We start from the raw sequence: 19970 nt of genomic DNA on the forward strand, positions 1-19970 counted from the left end.
CCCGTCATCGTCCACAGTGGACACCCTGGCCGGGCGGATGCTCAACCAGGGGGCTGGGTCCTGGTCTTCGTCTTGGTCCTGGTCTTGGTCTTGCTCGGCTTGTCCGAGGTGCTCGGATCGCCGCTCGAAGCGGTCGAGTCGTCCGGCGTCGCCGTGACGCCGGCGCCTTCGGTGCGGGGCGGATTCGCGGAGACCGGGACGGCTTCGGTCACCACGACCGTGCCGCGCGTCGCCTTCCCGCCCTGGGTGGGCACTTCGACGGCTTCCGAGGACTGCTGTCCGGGCCCCGCCACCGGACCGGGGGTTCCGCTCACCGCGGGGGAAAGCGTCCCGCCCGGCTGGACCGGCGGAGCCGCCCCGGTCTGGTTGAGCGCCAGCATGACGCCGACGGTGATCGCGGCGGCGGGAGCGCTGATGGCGGCGACGACGGCCGCCCGCTTGCGGGTGTTCGCGCCCAGCCGCACGACCTTCGTCCCGGTGGAGTCCTCCAGCAGGATCCGGGAGATCGCCGCCGCTGTCGGGCGTTGGGACGGTTTCTGCGCGGTCATCCCGCGCAACAGCGTCGTCATGGTCACCGACATCCCGGACGGGATCCGGGGCGGCCGGTGCAGTCGCCCGACCGCGGCCTCGACCGGCGTCCCGGTGTACTCCCGCTCCCCGGACAGGCATTCGAGCAGGACCAGGCCGAGCGAGTAGATGTCGGCGGGCGGGCCGATGTTCTCGCCGCGGACCTGTTCGGGCGCCATGTACGCCGCCGTGCCGACCACGCCGCCGGTCTCGGTCACCCTGGTCGCGTCGAAGGCGTGCGCCACCCCGAAATCGCCGATCAGCGGGCCGTCGTCGGCCATCAGGATGTTCGCCGGTTTCAGGTCACGGTGGGTGATGCCGTGCGCGTGGACGTGCGCGAGCGCGTCGGTCAGCCGGGTGGCCAGCTCGACGACCGCGTCCTGGGAGAGCGGGCCGGACCGCAGGCGCTGGGCCAGGTTCGGCCCTTCGACCAGGCGCATCGTGAGGTAGGTGTAGCCGTCGTCGGAGCCCGCGTCGTACAGCGGGACGAGCCCGGGGTGGCGTACCGCGCTGAGGGTCTGGATCTCCTGTTCCCGGCGGCGCTCGTCGCGGGTCATCGTGTCCGCGTGGAACAGTTTCAGCGCGACCTCGCGCCGTTCGAGCAGGTCACGGGCGCGGAAGACCCGGGCGGTCGCGCCGCGGCCGAGCAGGTCGCCGACCTCGTACCGGCCGGCCAGCCTGCGGGGCAGATGGTCCGGATCGTGGACGTTCAGGCTGAAACGGCGTTCCGTGGTCCCGGCATCGGGCTCCTCGTCGGCGTCGCGCGAACCCGCGTCGTCCATCGGTGCTACCTCCGTCTCACCGGCCGAACGCCGAGTACCCGGTCCGGCCCCGGGCGAAACAAGGTTTGAGAGCGTACCGGAGATGATCTGAGGGTTCACCCCGAACGGCGGACAACCCTCGCGAGGGCCGGGCGTCCCGTTGTCATGAAGCCGAACCGGTGGGCCGCGCTCGCCGCCACCGCACTGACCGCCGTCGCCGTCTGTACCCCGTCCGCCGCCGCCGATTCGCTGGTGCCCAAGGGTTTCGCTCCGGCGTCGACGAGCTGGACCGGGGCGTCGCGCGGGTTCGTGCTCGGCTACTCGCCGTGCGGGAAGCCGGGATGGTGCGCGTCCCTGCTGTCGACGACCGACGGCGGCAAGCGGTGGCGGCGCGTCGGTGCCCCGCCGATCTCCTTGCCGGACAACCACAATCAGGTCAAACTCGCCGTGATCGACGAGCACGACATGTTCCTCTCCGACGGCACCAGGCTGCTGTCCAGCCACGACGGCGGCGGCACGTGGTCCGGCGTCCGGCTCGCCGGAGTCCGGGAACCCTTCTATATTTCGAAAATCACCGAAGCTGGACCGCGCGTGTTCGCGATGGTCACCGGTTTCGGCAGCCCGTCGACGACGACGCTGTACGCCGGGCTCTCCGGCACGCGGGTCCTCCTGCCGGTCCCGGGGTTCACCGTCACCGGCTCCGCGACCTACGGCGACGTCGCCACCAGCGGCGGGGTGCAGGTGTCGATGGGGGCGGACTACCACGTCCAGAAGTACTGGACCTCGTCCGACGGCCTGACCTTCGCGGCCGCGCCGCCGCCGTGCCCGGCGGACAGTTCGGCTCTGCTGAGCGGAATCCGGCGGGGACGCGTGCTGGCTCTGTGCAGCGGGGGACCGGGGACACCGCAGCCGGGCGCGACCGTCCGCCGGTTGTGGAGGGCGCCGAAGCTCGGCGGGCGGTTCACCGGAACGGAGCAAGCTCCCACGCTCGGGATCAACCAGAGCTTCAGCGCCGCTTCGCCCACGGCGGCGACCGTCGCGGCGGAAGGCGGTGGCACCGGATTCCTGCACAGCACCATCGACGGCGGGGTGACCTGGACGACGACCGTGCTCAGCGGCCGCGGGGTCTGCCTCAACGACCTGGACTTCCCGGACGAGCGGGTCGGGGTGGTGGTGGACGGGCTGCCGGACGCCGAAGGGGGCTCGGCCGTTTACCGCACTGTCGACGGCGGCGGCACGTGGCGCGAACTTCTTTTCGCGTGATCCCGCCGTCACCCTGTCCGGAAAAATTGCAGGTGGGCAAGGCCCTGGGGAGGTTCACTTGGGTGCACGCCATGTCGTAGCCTGTGCACTGTCCGTCGATGTCGAGGGAGCCCGTGGACCGTGTTCGTCGCGATCCGCACGCGGCTGAAGGGTGGAGCGTGTCCATGACTTCGGACGAGGTCCGGTCGGTGCCGAGGCGCCCGCTGCCACCCCTCGACTACAGCAAACCCAATCTCGCCCGGATGAAGGACGCCCTCCTCGGAGGACACGACCACTACGAGATCGACAGGCAAGCCGTCGAGGCCTTCCTCACGGTGGCTCCCGACGGCGCCGCGGTGGCCAAGGAGTTCCGGTCCTGGGCGAGCCGGGTGGTCCGGTTCCTCGCCGGCACCCGTGAGGTCGGCCAGTTCCTCGATCTGGGCTCCGGCATGCCTTACATCGAGAACACGCATCAGACGGCGCAGCGGTACAACCCCGACGCGCTGGTCATCTACGTCGACGACGACCCGGTGGTCCAAGCACACGGATTGGCGTTGCTGGAAGACCACCTCGTGCACGTCAGCGGCGCGGATCTGCGCGATCCCGAGCAGACGCTGAACGATCCGGTGATCGCCGAGCATCTCGAACTCGACCGCCCGGTCGCGGTTCTCTTCAACGCGGTGCTGCACCACATCGAAGACCTCGGCAAGGCGCAAGACATCGTCCGCGGCTATCTCGACGCGCTCGCCCCCGGGTCCTATTTGCTGCTCACGCACTATTACACCGACGGCGAGGGGCCGTATGGCGCGTTCGCGCGGAAGCTCGACGGCCTGATGGGCGACATCGGTTACCCCACGGTGCACCGCAGCCGCGAGGAGATCGAGTCGCTGTTCGACGGGCTGGAGATGCTCGAACCCGGCCTCGTGCACCTGCACGAATGGTGGCCGGAAGGCCCGCGTCTCGCTCCGTTGACCCGCCTGAACCACCTGAGCCTCGGCGGCGTGGGGATCAAGCCCTAACCGCTGCCCTTTGCGACTCAGCCGACCCTGTCGTAGGTCCGTGAAGGCCTCCTTGCCTACCTTCGAGACCGCCACGCTCGTCCCAGGTGCACCAGCAGTCACAGCAACGCCGCGTGAAGGCCCCCTTCACGCGGCTCAGCCGAGGAAACTCGACCTTCACACCTTGCAAGAGCGACGCGGAGCTGACCCAGCTCGGTGCGGGTGGTCGTGAGTGGCGATTCGGGTCAGAGCCAAGCGTGTCTTAGGTACCTACAGTCGCGCGGTCTCGCGTGATCAGATGGACGACACGTGGTGGGACCCGACGGCGAGCGTGTCGTCCAGCCAGTCACGCGTGTCGTCCATCTGATCACACGTGCCGTCCACTCAGTCACACGAAAACCTCAGTTCGGTACCTCGACCCACTCGCCTCGGCGGCGTGAATCAAGCCTTCAGCGACCTGAAGAACGCCGTCAGTTCGTCGTGGGCGGTCCCGAAGTCCTCGGTGCTGGGGGTCATCGCGAGTTCCAGCGTCTCGCCGTCGGACAGTTCCAGCGTCAGGTACTCGGTCAGCTTCCGGCGGGAGAATCCGCCCGCGACGATGTCCGTGAACGGGATCCGCCGCGCGCCGGGTTCGGCACGCAGGTCGTCGAGGCCGCGTTCCCGCAGTTTCCGGATCCGCTTGCGGTCCGACACCCCGCGCGCCCCGATCAGGCCGGCGACCCCGCGCCGGATCAGCACCGAGCGCGACATCGGCAGGAGCACCACTTCGGTATCGCAGACGATCAGGTCGTGAAGGCTCCGCTTGGCCTTCATCGCGGTGAACATGCCGAGCATCCGGGCATCGGCCGGATCGGGCTCGCGGTGGGGTTCCTGTTTGCAGAAGTACCCGGCGGGCACGTTCAGCAGTTGCAGGTTGTTGACCAGTTCGTCGACCGCGCGCGGGCTCTGCACCGCCGGGGTGACCAGCTCGACGACGTCGAACGGCTCGCCGTCGCCCAGGCACAGTTCCCAGCCGCCGCCCCAGTTCAGGCGGTGCGCGGCGACCCCGTTGTCGATCATCGCGGCGGTGACGGTGTCGGCGAACAGTTCGGCCAGCAGTGCGCGGCCCTCTTCACGGGACGGGGCCCGCAGGGGTTTGGCGAGCGCGTCGGCGTCGCCGTCCCGCAGGACCCGGACGACCTCGCCGATCGTGCCGCGCGGCGCCAGCCTGCTTTCGATCCCGGCGGAGGTCAGCAGCCTCGCGCCCTCCGCGACCGAAGCGCGGCCCGCACGTTTGACGACCTCGTCCCAATCCGCCCGCGGCCCGACGTCGCGGACCAGCACGTCCAGTTCCGCCTCGGGCACGTCGACCTTCGGCGCGCCCAGCAGCGCCCAGCCCGGCCGCGCGTCCGGCTTCACCGGGTTGTCCGGGACTCCGGCCAGCGCGGCGATCCGGCGTTTCGTGGGCGGATGGCTGTCGTACCTCGACAGCTCTTCGCCGTCGAGGATGTCTTCGGCGTACTCGGCCACCCAGTCCCGCTGGACCGGATGGTTGAGGTACGAACGGAATCCCAGCAGCACCGCGGGCGTGCGCCGCGCCGTCGCGCCGAGCGAGAGGTAGCGCTCGGCGTAGTCCTTCCAGAGCGGGCTCAGCGTCGCGGCCTTCCGCAGCGCGGCGGCCGCCGTCCGGCTTCCCGCGGCGAGCACGGAAGCCTCGTCGGCCTGAAGTTCCTGCCGCCGGTTCGCCGACCGCGCGACCAGCAGGTACAGCTTCGAGTAGGCGGAGAGCAGGGCCCTGGCGGGGCCGCCGTCCAGCCGGTCGACGGTGAAGGCGAGCGTCTGGGTGCCGCGGTAGGTCAGCGCGAGCAGGCGGGTGTGGCCGCCGCTGTAGTGCCCGAGTTCGTGCGCGAGCACCGAGCGCAGCTCGCTCACGCTCATCGCGGCCAGCAACGGCAGCCCGATCAGCATCGTGCGGCGGCCCGGCCGCAGGCCGAGGAAGCGGGCGTCCTCGCTGACCGCCGCGTTGATCTCACCGATCAGCACGATCTCGTCCGGCGGCCGCGTTCTCACCTGGGCGGCGAGGTCGTCGATCATCTCCCACAGCGCGGGATGGGCGTCGCGGTGCAGCCGCGGCCCTTCGATCGGGGGACGCCGTGCCCGCAACGCGCTCACCAGCCCGAAGCCGAGCGCGATCATGATCGCGAGCCCGCCGAGCATGACGTAAATGCCGGTTTTGCCCGGAATTCGCAGGCCCGCCAGCACACTGGCGACACCCAGCGCGACGACCACCAATGGGAACGCCACGAGCAGAAGTGTCGCGAGGACGGCGCGTCCTCGGGCCTGCATCGTCCGGTTACCTCTTTTCGCACAAGTGCCGTCTGTGCGGCCGAATAGTAACCGGCTACGCAGCGGCCCCGTGCGAGAACGAAGAGCTACACCCGCCACCTGCGAAAGTCCGTGAAGGACTCCTTGAGGGACTCTGGGTCCCTCAAGGAGTCCTTCACGGACTTGTGGCTTACGCGACGTTGAAGGTGTCGGGGTCCGGCCCGGTCCGCTGACCGCGGTCCAGCACGGACAGCGAAGCGATGTCCTCGTCCGACAGCGTGAACCCGAAGACGTCGAGGTTCTCCTTGATCCGCGACGGCGTCACGGACTTCGGGATGACGACGTTGCCCAGCTGCAGGTGCCACCGCAGGACGATCTGCGCCGGGGTCCGGCCGTGCTTCGAAGCCAGCGCGGTCACGGCGGCCTCACCGAGCAGGTCACCGCCCTTGGCCAGCGGGCTCCACGCCTCGGTCGCGATGCCGTGCTTCGCGTCGAACTCGCGCACCTCGGCCTGCTGCAGGTACGGGTGCACCTCGACCTGGTTGACCGCCGGGGTCACCGAGCCGGCGTCGAGCAGCCGCTCGAGGTGGGCGGGCTGGAAGTTGGACACGCCGATCGCGCGCACTCGGCCGTCGGCGTAGAGTTTCTCGAAGGCCTTCCACGTGTCGAGGTAGAGGTCGCGCTCGGGCGTGGGCCAGTGGATCAGGTAGAGATCCAGCTTCTCCAGGCCCAGTTTCGCCAGGCTGACGTCGAACGCCTTCAGCGTGGCGTCGTAGCCCTGCTCGCTGTTCCACAGCTTGGTGGTGATGAACAGCTCGTCGCGGGCGATCCCGGACTCGGCGAGGGCCCTGCCGACGCCCGCTTCGTTGCCGTAGACGGCGGCGGTGTCGATGCTGCGGTAGCCCGCGTCCAGCGCGGCCTTGACCGCGGCGGTGGTCTCCTCGTCCGGTACCTGGAAGACGCCGAACCCGAGCTGCGGCATCTCCACCCCGTTGGTGAGCTTGACGGTGGGAATGTCGGTCACTTGCTTTCCTTTCGTGGGTGTTCTGCGGGTCAGGCGGCGGGGGCCAGTTCGGCGCGACGAGCCTTTCGCCGCCCGTGATCGAGCATGCCTGACACGACCGCGACCAGCAGCCCGGCGAGCGCGAGCGCGGCGCCGATCCAGTTGGGCGCGGTGTAGCCGAGACCCGCGTCGATGGCCTTGCCGCCGAGCCACGCACCCCCGGCGTTGCCGAGGTTGAACGCGGCGATGTTGGCGGCCGACGCCAGCGCGGGCGCGCCTTCGGCCTTGTCCATGACGCGGGCCTGCAACGGCGCGACGGTCGCGAAACCGGCGGCGCCGAAGACGGCGATGGTGATCGCGGCGGGGAGCTGGGCGTGCGCGGTGAAGACGAACACGACCAGCACCGCCGCGAGCACCGCGAGGATGACGTACAGGCTGGGCATCAGCGACCGGTCCGCCGCCTTGCCGCCGAGCAGGTTGCCGACGAACAGCCCGGCGCCGAACAGCACCAGCAGCCAGGTCACCGCGCCGGGGGAGAAGCTCGCGACCTCGGTCATCATCGGGGCGATGTAGGTGAAGGACGCGAACACCCCGGCGAACCCGAGCGCGGTCATCGCCAGCGCGAGCCACACCTGCGGACGCCGGAACACGGCCAGTTCGCTGCGCAGTCCCGCGCTCTTCGTCGTCGCCTGCGCGGGGACCAGCGTGAGGATCCCGATCAGGCCTGCCACGCCGAGGACGCTGACGGCCCAGAACGTCGAACGCCAGCCGAGCGCCTGGCCGAGCGCGGTCCCGGCGGGGACGCCGAGGACGTTGGCGACGGTCAGCCCGGTGAACATCATCGCGATGGCGCTGGCCTGTTTGGCCGGCGCCACCAGCGACGCGGCGACAACGGCGCCGACGCCGAAGAACGCGCCGTGTGAGAGCGCGGCGACCACGCGGCCGGTCATCAGCAGGCCGTAGGTCGGGGCCAGTGCGGAAACGACGTTCCCGGCGATGAACAGGACCATCAGGCCGACCAGGACCGTCTTGCGCGGCACCCGCGACGCGAGCGCGGTCAGCAGCGGGGCGCCGACCACGACGCCGAGCGCGTATCCGGAGATCAGCAGCCCCGCGGAGGGGATCGAGACGCCGAAGTCGCCTGCGACCTCGGGCAGCAGGCCCATGATCACGAACTCGGTGGTGCCGATACCGAAGGCGCTGATCGCCAGTGCGAGCAGAGCGGCAGGCATTGGAGGCTCACTTCTTCCCGTAGAGTGGTGTTAACTGGCGTCGGCAACTACGGGCGTCTGAAATAGTTGCACGCGCCGTATATTGCACACGCTTGATGATGCACGACGCAACGAAGCCCGGGCAACCGGGGAAGGGGTGAACCGTGTCACTGGCCGACGACGCCGTGGAGGCACGCGCGCAGGGCTGGCGGACCCTCGCCGCACTGCACGCGCGGATCGAGGACGCGCTGGAGCGTGCGCTGGCGCAGAAGCACGAACTGTCCGTCACCGAGTACACCGTGCTGGACGTGCTCGCCCGCCAGGACGGCTTCCACCTGCGGATGAACCAGCTGTCGAACGCCGTCGTGCTCAGCCAGTCGGCGACGACGCGGCTGGTGACGCGGCTGGAGGGCCGGGGCCTGCTGCAGCGGTACCTGTGCCCGGACGACCGCCGGGGGATCTACACGGAGGTCACGCCGCCGGGGCAGGAACTGCTCGCGGCCGCGCGGCCGACGCACGACGCCGTCCTCACCGAGGCGCTGGCCGCCGCCGAGGAACTCCCCGAGCTCGCGCCCTTGGTCGCCGCGCTCGGAAAGCTCACCTTCGCCCGCTCCTGACCCCTCGCATTTCGTCCTCTGAATGCGGTCCTTGCGTGTGCGACTACCGCATTCAGAGGACTAAACGCGGTCAGGCTGGCAAGGTGAACGCGTGGACGATCTTCTGGTGCGCCGGGTCCGGGTCGGCTTGGCGGGTTCCCTGTCGGACGTACTGATCAGAGCAGGCCGGATCGCGGCCATCGCGGGCCCGGGGCAAGCGGGTGAGGCGTCGGAGAGCCTGGACGGACACGGCGGCACATTGCTGCCCGGTCTCGTCGACGCGCACGTGCACACCGCGCAGTGGTCGGCCGCGCGCCGCCGGATCCCGTTGGGGGAGGCGACGTCCGCCGCGCACACGGTCGACCTCGTGCTCGCCCACCTGCTGGCGCATCCCGTGCCTCCCGGCGACCTCGTGCTCGGCGCCGGGTTCCGTGACGGCCTCTGGCCCGACGCGCCGCACAAGGACCTGCTGCAGAAGGCGCTTCCCGGGCACCCCGTCGCCCTGTTCAGCGCCGACCTCCACACGCTGTGGCTCAGTCCCGCCGCGCTGAAGCTCATCGGCCGCGAGCACCCGACCGGCGTGCTGCTGGAGAACGACTGCATGAGCGCGACGGCCGAACTCCCCGTCGCGCCCGACGACGTCATCGACGGCTGGGTCGCCGACGCGCTCGCCGCGGCGGCCGCCCGCGGCGTCACCAGGATCGTCGACTACGAGTACGCCGACACCGTCACCGACTGGCGGCGACGGCTGGCCAGGAAACCCTTGCCGGTCCGGGTTTCCTGCGTGATCGCGAAGTATCTGCTCGACACGGCCGTCGAACGCGGCCACCGCACCGGCGACGTCCTCGAAGACACCGGCGGGCTGCTCACGGTCGGCCCGTTCAAGCTGTTCGTCGACGGTTCGCTCAACACCCGGACGGCGTACTGCGTGGGGCACTACGCCGGAACCGACTCCCACGGGCTGCTCGAACTGCCGCCCGAGGAGCTGGAACCGTTGATGCGCAAGGCTTCCGAAAGCGGGCTCTCGCCCGCGGTGCACGCGATCGGCGACCACGCCAACAAGATCGCGCTCGACGCCTTCGCGAGCGTCGGCTGCGCGGGCCGCATCGAGCACGCGCAGCTGCTGCGCGCCGAGGACGTCGCGCGGTTCGCCGCCCTGGGTGTCGTGGCGAGCGTGCAGCCCGCCCACCAACCGGACGACCGCGACGTCGCCGACCGGCACTGGCACGGCTGGACCGACCGGGCCTTCCCTTACGGCGCTTTGCATCGCTCCGGGGTGACCCTGGAGTTCGGCTCGGACGCGCCGGTCGCGCCGCTGGACCCGTGGGACGCGATCGCGTCGGCGGTCAGCCGCACCGACGACCACCGTCCGCCGTGGCATCCCGAGCAGGCCATGCCGCTGGAGGCCGCGCTCGCGGCGTCGTCCGGCGGCCGGACCGGGGTGGCCGTCGGGGACGTCGCGGACCTGGTCGTCACCGCGGTGGATCCGTCGCGGCTGTCGCCGGCCGGGCTTCGTGACATCCCCGTCACCGCCACCGTGATGAACGGGCGGGTCACCTACACGGCGTGACGCCTGTTCCGGTGACGGCGGCTGCGGGCGGCGGAGGGGTGCGGCAAGGTGAGGTGATCGCGGAGGGAGCGCCCATGGGCACCGAGAAGCTGTTCCGGATCGCCATCACCCTGAAGGGGCTCGACGGTGCGTTGCAGCTGGTGGGCGGGCTCGTCCTGATGATCGTCCCGGCGTCGGCCGTCACCGGTTTCGCGCACGCTGTGGTCACCCGTGACCTGCTGGGCGACCCGGAGGGGACGCTCGCCCGGCACCTCGAACTCGCGGCCGGTCATTTCGTCGAGGGCCGGACGTTCGCCGGCGTGTACCTCGTCGCGCACGGGCTCATCAAGCTCGGCCTGGTCTGGGCGCTGGCGCGCAAGGTGCTGCGCGCCTACCCCGTGGCCGCCGTCGTGCTTTCGGCGTTCGTGGTCTACGAGATCTTCCGCGCGATCCACACGCACTCGCTCGCGCTGCCGTTCTTCGCCGCCCTCGACGTCGTGATCGTCGTGCTGGTGCTGCGCGAGTACCGGCAACTCAAGAGGGATCGCGTCGCGGCCTGACCGCCCGGTTCAGGCCGCGACGCGAAGCTTCTCCGTGACGAGATCCGCGCTGGGCGGATCCACCACGATCGCGGTGGCGTTGTCGGAGCCACCGAGCGAGATCGCCGTCCGCACCAGTTCCGCGGCGGCCCTGTCCGGCATCCCGAGGATGTCGAGCATGACCGGCCCGCTGAGCGTCTTGTGCACGCCATCGCTGGTGAGCACGAGCCCTCCGGTCGTGACGGTGGCCGTGCCGATCTCGTGAACACCGGCCGTGCGGACGCTGGTGGTGACGACGTGTTCCATCCGCGGTGTCACGGGTTGGTCGTGGTCGCGGAAGTACTGCGCGAGCGTATGGTCCTTCGTCACCTGCCGCACGGTGTAACCATCCCAAGCGTACGCCCGGGCGTCCCCGACCCACGCGATGCCATACCCCTCGCCGGTCTGGACGGCGACGACGAGGACGCAGTCACCACTCCATCCGGAGGCGAGCACAGCGCGCTGAGCAGCCAAAACCGCCGCGACCGCGCCTTGCCCGACCGGGTTCCGGGCCGCCGCCGCGGCCGCCGTCCGCGCCGCGTGTGCCGCGTTCGGGTGATCTCCGACTCCATCGGCCAGCGCGAACACGATTCCCGCCCCGCCCGCGGCCGCGTACGCCCCGACGGCGTCCGCGTTGTGCTCGCGCGGCCCCCGCGCGCTCGCCGTGTGCCAGTGTGGAAGCTCCCTCATGGTCTTCTCCTCACCCCTGGGTGATGCCCTGCTTCCAGAGTGCGCCCGGATCCTGTGCGGGGGCTGAGGGCAGGGTGAAAGACAGCTGTCGGTCGAGGTGGTCGTGAGTGGTAAGTGTCGTTCTAACCCCACTTGCCACTCACGACCGGGAAGCGCTACCGCAGGCGCGTGATCAGCGTCCGCAGCCAGCTCTCGGCCATCGCGGGTTCACGCCGCAGATGCCGCACCAGCAGATCCCGCGCGGCCTTCGACCGCCCGGCCTCGACGATCGCGACCGCCTCGGCCAGCCCGCGCAGCCGCTCCTCCGAATGCTCCGGTGCCTGGCCGTTCTCGTCCGACCAGCGCGGCCGGGGGAAGGAGGCGGTCAGCTTCTCCTGCATGTCACCGAAGTAGTGCCAGACCGGCCAGGCGAGCGAGATGTTCCGGACGCCGTTCGACGGCAGTTCGGCGGGCCAGCCGAAGTGCTGCTGCCAGCGGAACGCCGACGGGCTCGTGTCCTCGCGGATGGTGATCCCGAGGAACCGGAGCCTGCCGCGGATGATGCTCCAGGCCTCGCGTTCATCGTCGATCCAGCTGCGCAACAGCCGGTACAGCTCGGTGAACGTCTGTCCTGTGTAGACGAGATCGACGAAGACCTTCGGCCGCCCGCGCGCCAGGTCGTACGGGCTCAACCCAGCGGCCGTGAGGTTGGCTCGCAACCGGACGACATCAGCCGCCGTCAGGCCTCCGCGCGCTCCCGCGAACGACAGCGGCAGCTGGTGGATCCGGTCCCGCCACGGCGTTCCGCTCAGCAGATCGTGCACGCTGTCCGCCGAGCGCCCGACGAAGTACAGGTCCGCGTCGCCGGCGCGGGCGATCACCTTCGCGGCGCATTCGATCAGCTCGTCCAGGAACCACAGCGAAGGTTTTCCGGCGCGCTCGACCAGCGTCCCGAGCTGGTCGGGGCGCACGAGGTCCCAGCGGTACGGCCGATTCACGCCGTCCAGGATTCCCGTGCGCCCCAACACTTGTCGAAACATTTTCAGGAAAGCAGCCGGTACACCGTCTGGTCGCCGACGGTGGTGGCGGTGAAGTTCGCCGCGACCCATTCGGAGATCTCGTTCGAGCCGCCGCCGGGGCCACCGCCTCGGCCGCCCTCGACGTAGTAGGTGATCTCGCCGTCGGCCACGTACTGCTGGAACTCCGCCAGCGTCGGCGCCGGATCCGAACCGCTCCAGCCGCCGATGCCGATCACCGACTTCCCGCTCGCGAGTTCCAGGCTCGCCGCCGACTGCGAACTCGACGTCGCCGCCGCCCACTTCGTCGTGGTCGCGGCGAGCGCGGTCCCGAGTTCCGTCGACGCGCTCTCTTCCATGCCCGGACCGCCCATGCCGCGCTCACCACCGGTGGCGGGACCGGAGATCGGGATCGAGCCGGAATGCGCCTGCGAAGCGGTCTCGACGGCGTACGCGGTGGTACCGAGGCCGACGGTCAGCACGGCGACCGTCGCGACGACGGCGACCAGTTTGCGCATCGGCGGGACGCCCACCAGCACGACGGTCGCGGTCACCAGGCCGAGACCGACGACGACCCAGCGCAGCGCGGGCAGCCAGTCGGCGTTCCGGTCGAGCAGGATGTACGCCCAGACCGCGCTGGCCGCGATCATCAGCGACAGGAACACCCGCGGCGCGAGATGCGCCCGGCCGCGCCACAGCGAGGTCCCGGAGATCGCCACCACGGCGGCGATCGACGGCGCCAGCGCGACGGCGTAGTACGGGTGCACGATGCCGCTCATGTAGCTGAACACCAGCGCGGTGACGAGCATCCAGCCGCCCCAGACGATCAGCGCCGCCCTCGTCCGGTCGGTCCCGGCGGCCCGCCTGGTGAACCACAGCCCCGCGACCAGTCCGATCAGCGCGGCGGGCAGCAGCCACGACACCTCGCCGCCGAAGCTGGCGCCGAACATCCGGGTCAGGCCGCTCTCGCCACCGAAGCCGACGTTTCCGCCGCCCATGCCGCCGACCATCACGCCGCCCCCGCCACCGCTGCCACCGAAGATCCGGCCGAGCCCGTTGTAGCCCAGCGCCAGTTCGAGCAGGCTGTCGTCGGTCGAACCGCCGATGTACGGACGCGAGGCCGTGGGCCACAGATCGACCAGCGCGATGAACCAGCCCGCCGAGACGACCACCGACACCACCGCTCCGGCCAGGTGCAGCAAGCGTTTGCCCAGCGAGGTCGGCGCGGCGACCAGGTAGGCGAGCCCGAACGCGGGCAACACGAGGAACGCCTGCATCATCTTGGTCAGGAAGCCGAATCCGATGGCGACACCGGCGAACGCCAGCCAGCGCGGGCTGGCCTTCTCGATCGCGCGGACCGTGCAGTACGCGCCGGCGATCAGGAGCAGCGTCAGCAGCGCGTCCGGGTTGTTGAACTTGAACATCAGCGCGGCGACCGGGGTGAGCGCGAGCGCGGCCCCGGCGAACAGACCGGCCACGGGGCCGGAAGTCCGCTTCACCGTCAAGTACAGCAGGCCGACCGAAGCGACCCCCATCAGTGCCTGCGGGGCCAGGACCGTGAAACTGGAGAACCCGAAGAGCCGGGCGAACGCCGTCGTGACCCACAGCGCGGCCGGGGGTTTGTCGACGGTCAGCACGTTCCCGGCGTCGAGTGAGCCGAACAACCAGGCCTTCCAGTCCTGCGTGCCGGATTGCACCGCCGCGGCGTAGAACGAGTTGCCGTAGCCGGAGGCGGTCAGGTTCCAGAAGTACAGCAGCGCGGTGGCGGCGAGCAGGCAGAAGACCGCGGGACGGACCCAGCGGCCCGGTGGCTTCGCGACGTTTTCCGCGACAGGGCCGGGTTCCACCCGGGAAGCGAGTGCGGTGGTCATGGGGTCAGCTCTCCATCTCGGTGGCGGGCCGGCGGCGGAAGACCCAGCCGCGCAGCAACAGGAAGCGCAGTACGGTGGCCGCGAGGTTCGCGAGCACGAGCGCGGTGATCTCGAGCGGCAGGCCCGGCGCGGTCATCAGGTGCAGCAGCGCCAGCGCGCCGCTGGTGAGCGCGAGGCCGAGACCGAACACGACGAGTCCTTGGAACTGGTGCAGCCCAGCGCTTTCCCGGCCGCGGATGCCGAACGTCAGGCGCCGGTTGAGCGCGGTGTTGCCGATCGCCGTCACCAGCAGGGCGACGAAGTTCGCCACCTGGGCGCCGGTGAACGTCCGCAGCAGCAGGAACAGCACGAGATAGGCGATGGTGCTGGCGACGCCGACGGCGGCGAACCGCACCAGCTGCCGCACCAGGCTCGGTGCCACTCCCGGCGCCTGTACCTGGATCGGTGCGCGGCCGAGCTGCTCGCGCAGATCGCTGATCGGGATCCGGCCGGTCATCGTCGCCTTGGTCAACCGTGCGATGCCTTTGAGATCGGCGGTCGCGGTGGCGACGATGTTCACCGACGAGTCCGGGTCGTCCACCCAGTCCACCGGGACCTCGTGGATCCGCAGCCCGGCTTTCTGTGCCAGCACGAGCAATTCGGTGTCGAAGAACCAGCCGGTGTCCTGGATGTGGGGGAGCAGTCGCTCGGCGACGTCGGCGCGGATCGCCTTGAACCCGCACTGCGCGTCGCTGAACCTCGCCGCCAGCGTGCCGCGCAGGATCAGGTTGTAGCAGCGGGAAATGAACTCCCGCTTCGGTCCGCGCACCACCCTCGCGCCACGGGCGAGCCTGCTGCCGATGGCGAGGTCGGAGTGCCCGGACAGCAGCGGCGCGATGAGGGGGCCGAGCGCGGCCAGATCGGTCGAGAGGTCGACGTCCATGTACGCGAGCACCGGAGCGTCCGAAGTGGACCAGACGGCACGCAGTGCGCGGCCGCGGCCTTTCTCGTCGAGGTGGTGGACTTCGACGTCGTCGAACTCGCGGCTCAGCCGTTCCGCGACGCGTAGTGTGCCGTCGGTGCTGGCGTTGTCCGCGACGGTGATCCGGAACGGGTACGGGAACTGCTCCGCGAGATGCGCGTGCAGCCGTCGGATGCACGGTTCGAGGTCGGTTTCCTCGTTGTAGACCGGGATGACGACGTCGAGGACGGGGGAGCCGGTCGGGGCGATGGCGGGGCGGCGGCCGGTTTCGGCGCCGGAGAGGATCGCGGCTGTCATGTCCTCAATTTCGGCCACCGCGCTGAGGTCGGCTTGTGTCCGAGCTGTGCTGTCGCTGTGTCCTGGCACGGATTCACCGGCTCAGGTCGTAGACGGTGACACCGTCCACAGTGGTCGGTGTGTAGGTTTCCGAGACCCATTCGGCGATCCGCTCTGCGGCGTCGCTGCCGGTCTCCCCGCGCATCATCATGCCGTCGCCGAGGAAATAGTGGATCTGTCCATTTCGGACGTAATCTTGGAACTTTTCCAGCGTGGGAGCCGGATCCGTGCCGTTGAACCCGCCGACGGCCAGCACCGGGTTCCCGCTGCCGAGCTGGTAGCCCGCCGCGTTGTTGGAGCCGACGGTCGCCGCGGCCCAGGTGTACTTCTCGCTGTCTTTCCGGAGCAGCGCGACCAGGCTGTCGCCGGGCAGGCTCGTCCCGAGCAGCCCTCCGCCCGCGCCGCCAGGCCCACCTCGCCCGCCTATGACGATCCCGCCGCCGCCCGGCCCCATCCCGCGTCCGGTCGCCGGACCCGCCGAGGGCAACGCGCCGGAATGCGGGGTGGCCGCGGTCGCGACCGTGTACGCGCCGGTGCCCGCGAGCACGGTGACCAGTGCGCCGGCGGCGACCAGACGCCTTGCCGCGTCAGGTAATCGTGCGGCGAAGAAGACCAAGAACGCGCACAGCAGGCCGGCCACGAGGATCGCGACCGCGAGTCCGGGAAGCCAGTCGGATTGCCTCGACAGCAGCAGATACGCCGTCAGCGCTGTCAACGCGACCCCGGTGTTCAAGGTGCCCGCGGCGGCCGGATTTCCCCGGGCACGCCACAACTGTGTGCCCGCGATGCCGACGAGCCCGGCGATCGCGGGGCCGAGCGCGATCATGTAGTAGGCGTGGATGATGCCGCCCATGTAGCTGAACACCACGGCGGTCACCAGGAACCAGCCACCCCACACGATCAGCGCCGCGCGGCCGCGGTCGGTGCGCGGGGCCCGGCGGGTGAACCACAGCCCGGCGCCCAGCGCGATCACGGCGGTGGGGAGCAGCCAGGCGATCCCGCCCGCCATCTCGCTGCCGAACAACCGGTCCCAGCCGGTTCCGCCCCAGCCGCCGTTGCCGCCTCCGCCGACACTGCCGACCTCGTCCCCGGTGATGCGGCCGAAACCGTTGTAGCCGAAGACGAGTTCCCACAGGCTGTTCTCTTGCGAGCCGCCGATGTACGGCCGGTCGGCGGCGGGCCACAGCGCGACGACGGCGAGGTACCAGCCGGCTGAAAGGAGGGTTGCGCCCAACGCTCCGAGCAAATGCAGCAGACGCTTGCCGATCGACGTCGGCGCGGCGATCAGGTAGGCGAGCGCGAACGCGGGCAGCACCAGGAACGCTTGCAGCATCTTGGCGAGGAACCCGAAGCCGACGGCGACCCCGGCCAGCGCCAGCCAGCGCGGGCTTGCGTTCTCCAGCGCGCGGACGACGCAGTAGGCGCCCGCGACCAGGAGCAGGACGAGCAGCGCGTCCGGGTTGTTGAACCGGAACATCAGCGCGGCGGCCGGAGTGAGCGCGAGGACGGCGCCCGCCAGCAGACCCGCGGCCGGGCCGGAAGTCCGGCGCACCGCGGCGTACAGCAGCGCCACCGAGCCGACGCCCATCAGCGCCTGCGGTACCAGGATGCTCCAGGTGTTGACGCCGAACAGGCGCGCGGACAGGCTCATCACCCACAACGCGGCCGGTGTCTTGTCGACCGTGATCGCGTTCGCGGCGTCGCTGGAGCCGAAGAACAACGCCTTCCAGCTCGACGATCCGGCTTGCGCGGCCGCCGAGTAGAAGGCGTTGGCCCAGCCGGATTCGCCGAGGTTCCACAGATAGAGGACGGCGGTGGCGAGCAGAAGCGCGGCCAGTGCGGGCCGGACCCAGCGCGGGTCCGCCGTGGTGCCTCGGGCGGGGGAATCGGTTCGATCGGCTTCGTCGCGGGAGGCGAGGAGGGTCATGGCCTCAGGGTCGGATGCCGACCTGGGGTGTGGTTGTGCCGAACCTGTGCACCCGCTGTGAGGAACCGATCACCGGCAGATGGACGGCGAACTCGGTGTGCCCGGCGCGGCTGTGCACCTCGATCGTGCCGTGATGGGCCACGACGATGGCCGACGTGATCGCCATCCCGAGCCCGGTGCTGCCCGCCGCGCGTGAGCGGGACGAGTCACCGCGGGCGAAGCGTTCGAACACGCTCGGCAGGAGTTCGGGCGCGATCCCGGGCCCGTCGTCGGTGACGGTCAGCACCGCCGCCCCGGTGCGGGAGCGGTTCAGCGCGGTGACCACCGTGGTGCCCGGTGGCGTGTGCGTGCGCGCGTTGGACAGCAGGTTCGCCAGCGCCTGGTGCAGGCGCTGGACGTCGCCGCTGACGAGCACGGGTTCGCGGGGGAGCCGGAGTTCCCAGTGATGGTCCGGACCGGCGACGTGCGCGTCACCGACGGCGTCCGCGGCCAGCCTGGCGAGGTCGACCTGGCCCGCTTCGAGCGGTCGTCCGGCGTCGAGTCTCGCCAGCAGCAGGAGATCCTCGACCAGGGTCGTCATCCGGGCGGCCTCGGACTGGATCCGCGACATCGAACGCGCGACCTCCGGCGTGACCAGCGCGCTGCCGCGGCCGGCGAGTTCGGCGTACCCGCGGATCGCCGCGAGCGGGGTGCGGAGTTCGTGGCTCGCGTCCGCGACGAACCGGCGGACGCGGGTCTCACTGGCGTGCCGGGCCTCCAGCGCCTGCGCGATATGCCCGAGCATGAGGTTCAGCGCCGAACCGACCTGGCCGACCTCGGTGCGCGGATCGGTGTCGATCTCGGGCACCCGCACGGAAAGCGCGACCTGGCCGCGGTCCAGCCGCATCGCCGACACCCGGCCCGCGGTCGCCGCGACCCGGTCGAGCGGCCGCAGCGTGCGCCGGACCGCGAACGCGCCGAGGAATCCGGCGCCGGTGACGCCCGCCGCCGCGACCCCGAACAGGATCCACCCGACCGTGGTCAGGGTGTCCTGCATCGCTCCGAGCGGGAGCCCGGTGACGACCACGCCGCCGGGGATCGAGACGGCTTGCACGCGGTAGTCGCCGAGACCGCCGAGGGTCATCGTCATCGGCGGCCGGTCCGCCGGGATCGAGAACAGGCCGGATTCCTGCTCGGTCGACAGCCCTTGGGGAAGTCCTTGCACGGTAAGGACTCCGGCGTAGAGCACCCGGTCACCGGAGTAGCGCACGCTGAGCGTCCCGGAGGCCTGGCCCGGCGCGTTGAGCGGGTTGGGACCGCGACCGTCCTCCGGTGGCCGGTTCGCGAAGTCGTGGGCGCGGGACGACGCGGCCGAGAGCTGGTCGTCGATCTGGCCGGTGAGGAACGACCGCAGCGCGATCTCGCTGGCGACGCCGATCACCAGGCAGACGAAGGTGAGCAACAGCACCATCGACCCGGTCAGTTTGGCGCGCAGGGAAAGCCGCCCGGGCCGGGACCACCGGCGCGGGCCGGTGGTCGGGGCCGAACCGGTTGCCATGGACACGAGCGTGCGCCGAGGTCGTATGTACGCGTTGTGTCCCACCTGTGAGCCCGCTGTGCGCGTGTGTCACAGAAAGGTCTGACGGCGGGCACAGGCCGGGCACAGCCGCGGTGCGGACGGTGGAGTCACCGACGAGACCACAGGAGTCGAAGACCATGAACGAAACCACGCAGTCCACTCCGGCCACTCCCGCCACTCCGTCCACTTCGGACTGGGGTGCTCCGGCGTCTTCGCGTGGCGGGAAACGCAAAGCCGTCGTCGCGGGCGCGGCCGCCGCTGTCCTCGCCGTCGGTGGCGGGGCCGCGATCTGGGCCGCCGGTTCGTCGGCCGACACCGCGTCCGCGGCTCCGGGCGGCGCTCCGGGCGGCGGGGCGGGCATGGGCGGCCCCGGCGGTTCCCGTGCCCTTCACGGCGAGTACGTCGTCTCGGACGGCAACGGCGGGTACACCACGCAACTCACACAGACCGGGAAGGTGACCGAGCTGAGCGCGACGTCGCTGACCGCGGTGAGCGACGACGGCTACAGCAAGGTCTACACGATCGACGCGTCGGTGGTGAACGGCGTCGCGACCGGGGACACGGTCACCGTCGTCGCCACGACCTCCGGCACGACCGCGACCGCGCAGTCGGTGCGGGAGTCGACGGGGGAGGACCAGGGACCGCCTTCCGGCGGCGACGGTGGTTCCGGAGGGACGCCGCCCGGCCATTAGTCGTGCGGTGTCGTGAGTGGCGATTCGTGTTCTATTTGAGGGTAAGGCAAATGTGGCGTGTTCCTTCCCTCGCTCGCACGCCGACCTCAGGTGTTGCGAAAGCCACTTCCGCAACGTTGAAGGTTGCGAAA

Annotated in this window: 16 protein-coding genes; 6 read left to right on the plus strand and 10 right to left on the minus strand. The window is 70.5% G+C overall.

The window, feature by feature from the left end; genetic code table 11:
- Positions 1 to 41 precede the first annotated feature (41 nt).
- Positions 42 to 1349 (minus strand): serine/threonine-protein kinase, encoded by a 1308-nt coding sequence (locus B0293_RS37870; protein WP_005158350.1) that lies wholly within the window; start codon positions 1347 to 1349, stop codon positions 42 to 44.
- 144 nt (positions 1350 to 1493) lie between these two features.
- Between B0293_RS37870 and B0293_RS37875 the strand changes: the two genes are divergently transcribed.
- Together B0293_RS37875 and B0293_RS37880 are read left to right on the plus strand one after the other, a co-directional pair.
- Complete coding sequence (locus tag B0293_RS37875) at positions 1494 to 2591, plus strand: WD40/YVTN/BNR-like repeat-containing protein (RefSeq protein WP_005158353.1); 1098 nt, start codon at positions 1494 to 1496, stop codon at positions 2589 to 2591.
- Between the two features lie 164 nt (positions 2592 to 2755).
- Positions 2756 to 3589, plus strand: a complete 834-nt coding sequence (locus B0293_RS37880) for an SAM-dependent methyltransferase (RefSeq protein WP_005158356.1) — start codon at positions 2756 to 2758, stop codon at positions 3587 to 3589.
- A gap of 420 nt (positions 3590 to 4009) precedes the next feature.
- Here the strand turns inward: B0293_RS37880 and B0293_RS37885 are convergent, their stop codons facing one another.
- From B0293_RS37885 to B0293_RS37895, 3 genes are all read right to left on the minus strand, one after another.
- Positions 4010 to 5851, minus strand: a complete 1842-nt coding sequence (locus B0293_RS37885) for a M48 family metalloprotease (protein ID WP_245191960.1) — start codon at positions 5849 to 5851, stop codon at positions 4010 to 4012.
- 211 nt (positions 5852 to 6062) lie between these two features.
- Positions 6063 to 6896: an aldo/keto reductase gene (locus B0293_RS37890; RefSeq protein WP_005158360.1), complete on the minus strand. Its 834-nt coding sequence runs from the start codon at positions 6894 to 6896 to the stop codon at positions 6063 to 6065.
- Between the two features lie 29 nt (positions 6897 to 6925).
- On the minus strand, positions 6926 to 8107 hold the full coding sequence (locus tag B0293_RS37895) for an MFS transporter (protein WP_005158363.1): 1182 nt from the start codon (positions 8105 to 8107) through the stop codon (positions 6926 to 6928).
- Positions 8108 to 8250: 143 nt separating this feature from the next.
- On the opposite strand from B0293_RS37895, the gene B0293_RS37900 reads away from it, so the two are divergent.
- From B0293_RS37900 to B0293_RS37910, 3 genes are all read left to right on the plus strand, one after another.
- Complete coding sequence (locus B0293_RS37900; RefSeq protein WP_005158365.1) at positions 8251 to 8703, plus strand: MarR family winged helix-turn-helix transcriptional regulator; 453 nt, start codon at positions 8251 to 8253, stop codon at positions 8701 to 8703.
- Between the two features lie 91 nt (positions 8704 to 8794).
- On the plus strand, positions 8795 to 10252 hold the full coding sequence (locus B0293_RS37905) for an amidohydrolase (protein WP_005158366.1): 1458 nt from the start codon (positions 8795 to 8797) through the stop codon (positions 10250 to 10252).
- Between the two features lie 74 nt (positions 10253 to 10326).
- Entirely contained in the window at positions 10327 to 10791 is a 465-nt protein-coding gene (locus B0293_RS37910) for a DUF2127 domain-containing protein (RefSeq protein WP_005158367.1), read from the plus strand.
- A gap of 9 nt (positions 10792 to 10800) precedes the next feature.
- Here B0293_RS37910 and B0293_RS37915 read toward each other — a convergent pair whose 3' ends face one another.
- The 6 genes from B0293_RS37915 to B0293_RS37940 all read right to left on the minus strand — a co-directional run bounded on the left by B0293_RS37915 (position 10801) and on the right by B0293_RS37940 (position 19126).
- Complete coding sequence (locus tag B0293_RS37915; RefSeq protein ID WP_005158368.1) at positions 10801 to 11499, minus strand: PP2C family protein-serine/threonine phosphatase; 699 nt, start codon at positions 11497 to 11499, stop codon at positions 10801 to 10803.
- A 155-nt stretch (positions 11500 to 11654) separates the two neighbouring features.
- On the minus strand, positions 11655 to 12476 hold the full coding sequence (locus tag B0293_RS37920; protein WP_005158369.1) for a hypothetical protein: 822 nt from the start codon (positions 12474 to 12476) through the stop codon (positions 11655 to 11657).
- A 44-nt stretch (positions 12477 to 12520) separates the two neighbouring features.
- Complete coding sequence (locus B0293_RS37925) at positions 12521 to 14365, minus strand: glycosyltransferase family 39 protein (protein WP_005158370.1); 1845 nt, start codon at positions 14363 to 14365, stop codon at positions 12521 to 12523.
- Between the two features lie 4 nt (positions 14366 to 14369).
- On the minus strand, positions 14370 to 15623 hold the full coding sequence (locus tag B0293_RS37930; RefSeq protein ID WP_039918244.1) for a bifunctional glycosyltransferase family 2/GtrA family protein: 1254 nt from the start codon (positions 15621 to 15623) through the stop codon (positions 14370 to 14372).
- A gap of 73 nt (positions 15624 to 15696) precedes the next feature.
- Positions 15697 to 17589, minus strand: coding sequence for a glycosyltransferase family 39 protein (locus tag B0293_RS37935; RefSeq protein ID WP_005158374.1), 1893 nt, complete (start codon positions 17587 to 17589; stop codon positions 15697 to 15699).
- 4 nt (positions 17590 to 17593) lie between these two features.
- Positions 17594 to 19126 (minus strand): sensor histidine kinase, encoded by a 1533-nt coding sequence (locus B0293_RS37940; protein ID WP_005158377.1) that lies wholly within the window; start codon positions 19124 to 19126, stop codon positions 17594 to 17596.
- Positions 19127 to 19284: 158 nt separating this feature from the next.
- Here B0293_RS37940 and B0293_RS37945 point away from each other — a divergent pair, with 158 nt between their 5' ends.
- Complete coding sequence (locus B0293_RS37945) at positions 19285 to 19839, plus strand: hypothetical protein (RefSeq protein ID WP_077241493.1); 555 nt, start codon at positions 19285 to 19287, stop codon at positions 19837 to 19839.
- Positions 19840 to 19970 lie beyond the last annotated feature (131 nt).

The sequence above is a fragment of the Amycolatopsis azurea DSM 43854 genome (assembly GCF_001995215.1).
Taxonomy (GTDB): Bacteria; Actinomycetota; Actinomycetes; order Mycobacteriales; family Pseudonocardiaceae; genus Amycolatopsis; species Amycolatopsis azurea.

Coding starts and splice junctions, on each gene's coding strand:
- B0293_RS37870 (WP_005158350.1), bottom strand. CDS start 1,349: ATGGACGACGCGGGTTCGCGCGACGCCGACGAGGAGCCCGATGCCGGG.
- B0293_RS37875 (WP_005158353.1), top strand. CDS start 1,494: ATGAAGCCGAACCGGTGGGCCGCGCTCGCCGCCACCGCACTGACCGCC.
- B0293_RS37880 (WP_005158356.1), top strand. CDS start 2,756: ATGACTTCGGACGAGGTCCGGTCGGTGCCGAGGCGCCCGCTGCCACCC.
- B0293_RS37895 (WP_005158363.1), bottom strand. CDS start 8,107: ATGCCTGCCGCTCTGCTCGCACTGGCGATCAGCGCCTTCGGTATCGGC.
- B0293_RS37910 (WP_005158367.1), top strand. CDS start 10,327: ATGGGCACCGAGAAGCTGTTCCGGATCGCCATCACCCTGAAGGGGCTC.
- B0293_RS37915 (WP_005158368.1), bottom strand. CDS start 11,499: ATGAGGGAGCTTCCACACTGGCACACGGCGAGCGCGCGGGGGCCGCGC.
- B0293_RS37925 (WP_005158370.1), bottom strand. CDS start 14,365: ATGACCACCGCACTCGCTTCCCGGGTGGAACCCGGCCCTGTCGCGGAA.
- B0293_RS37930 (WP_039918244.1), bottom strand. CDS start 15,623: ATGACAGCCGCGATCCTCTCCGGCGCCGAAACCGGCCGCCGCCCCGCC.
- B0293_RS37935 (WP_005158374.1), bottom strand. CDS start 17,589: ATGACCCTCCTCGCCTCCCGCGACGAAGCCGATCGAACCGATTCCCCC.
- B0293_RS37940 (WP_005158377.1), bottom strand. CDS start 19,126: ATGGCAACCGGTTCGGCCCCGACCACCGGCCCGCGCCGGTGGTCCCGG.
- B0293_RS37945 (WP_077241493.1), top strand. CDS start 19,285: ATGAACGAAACCACGCAGTCCACTCCGGCCACTCCCGCCACTCCGTCC.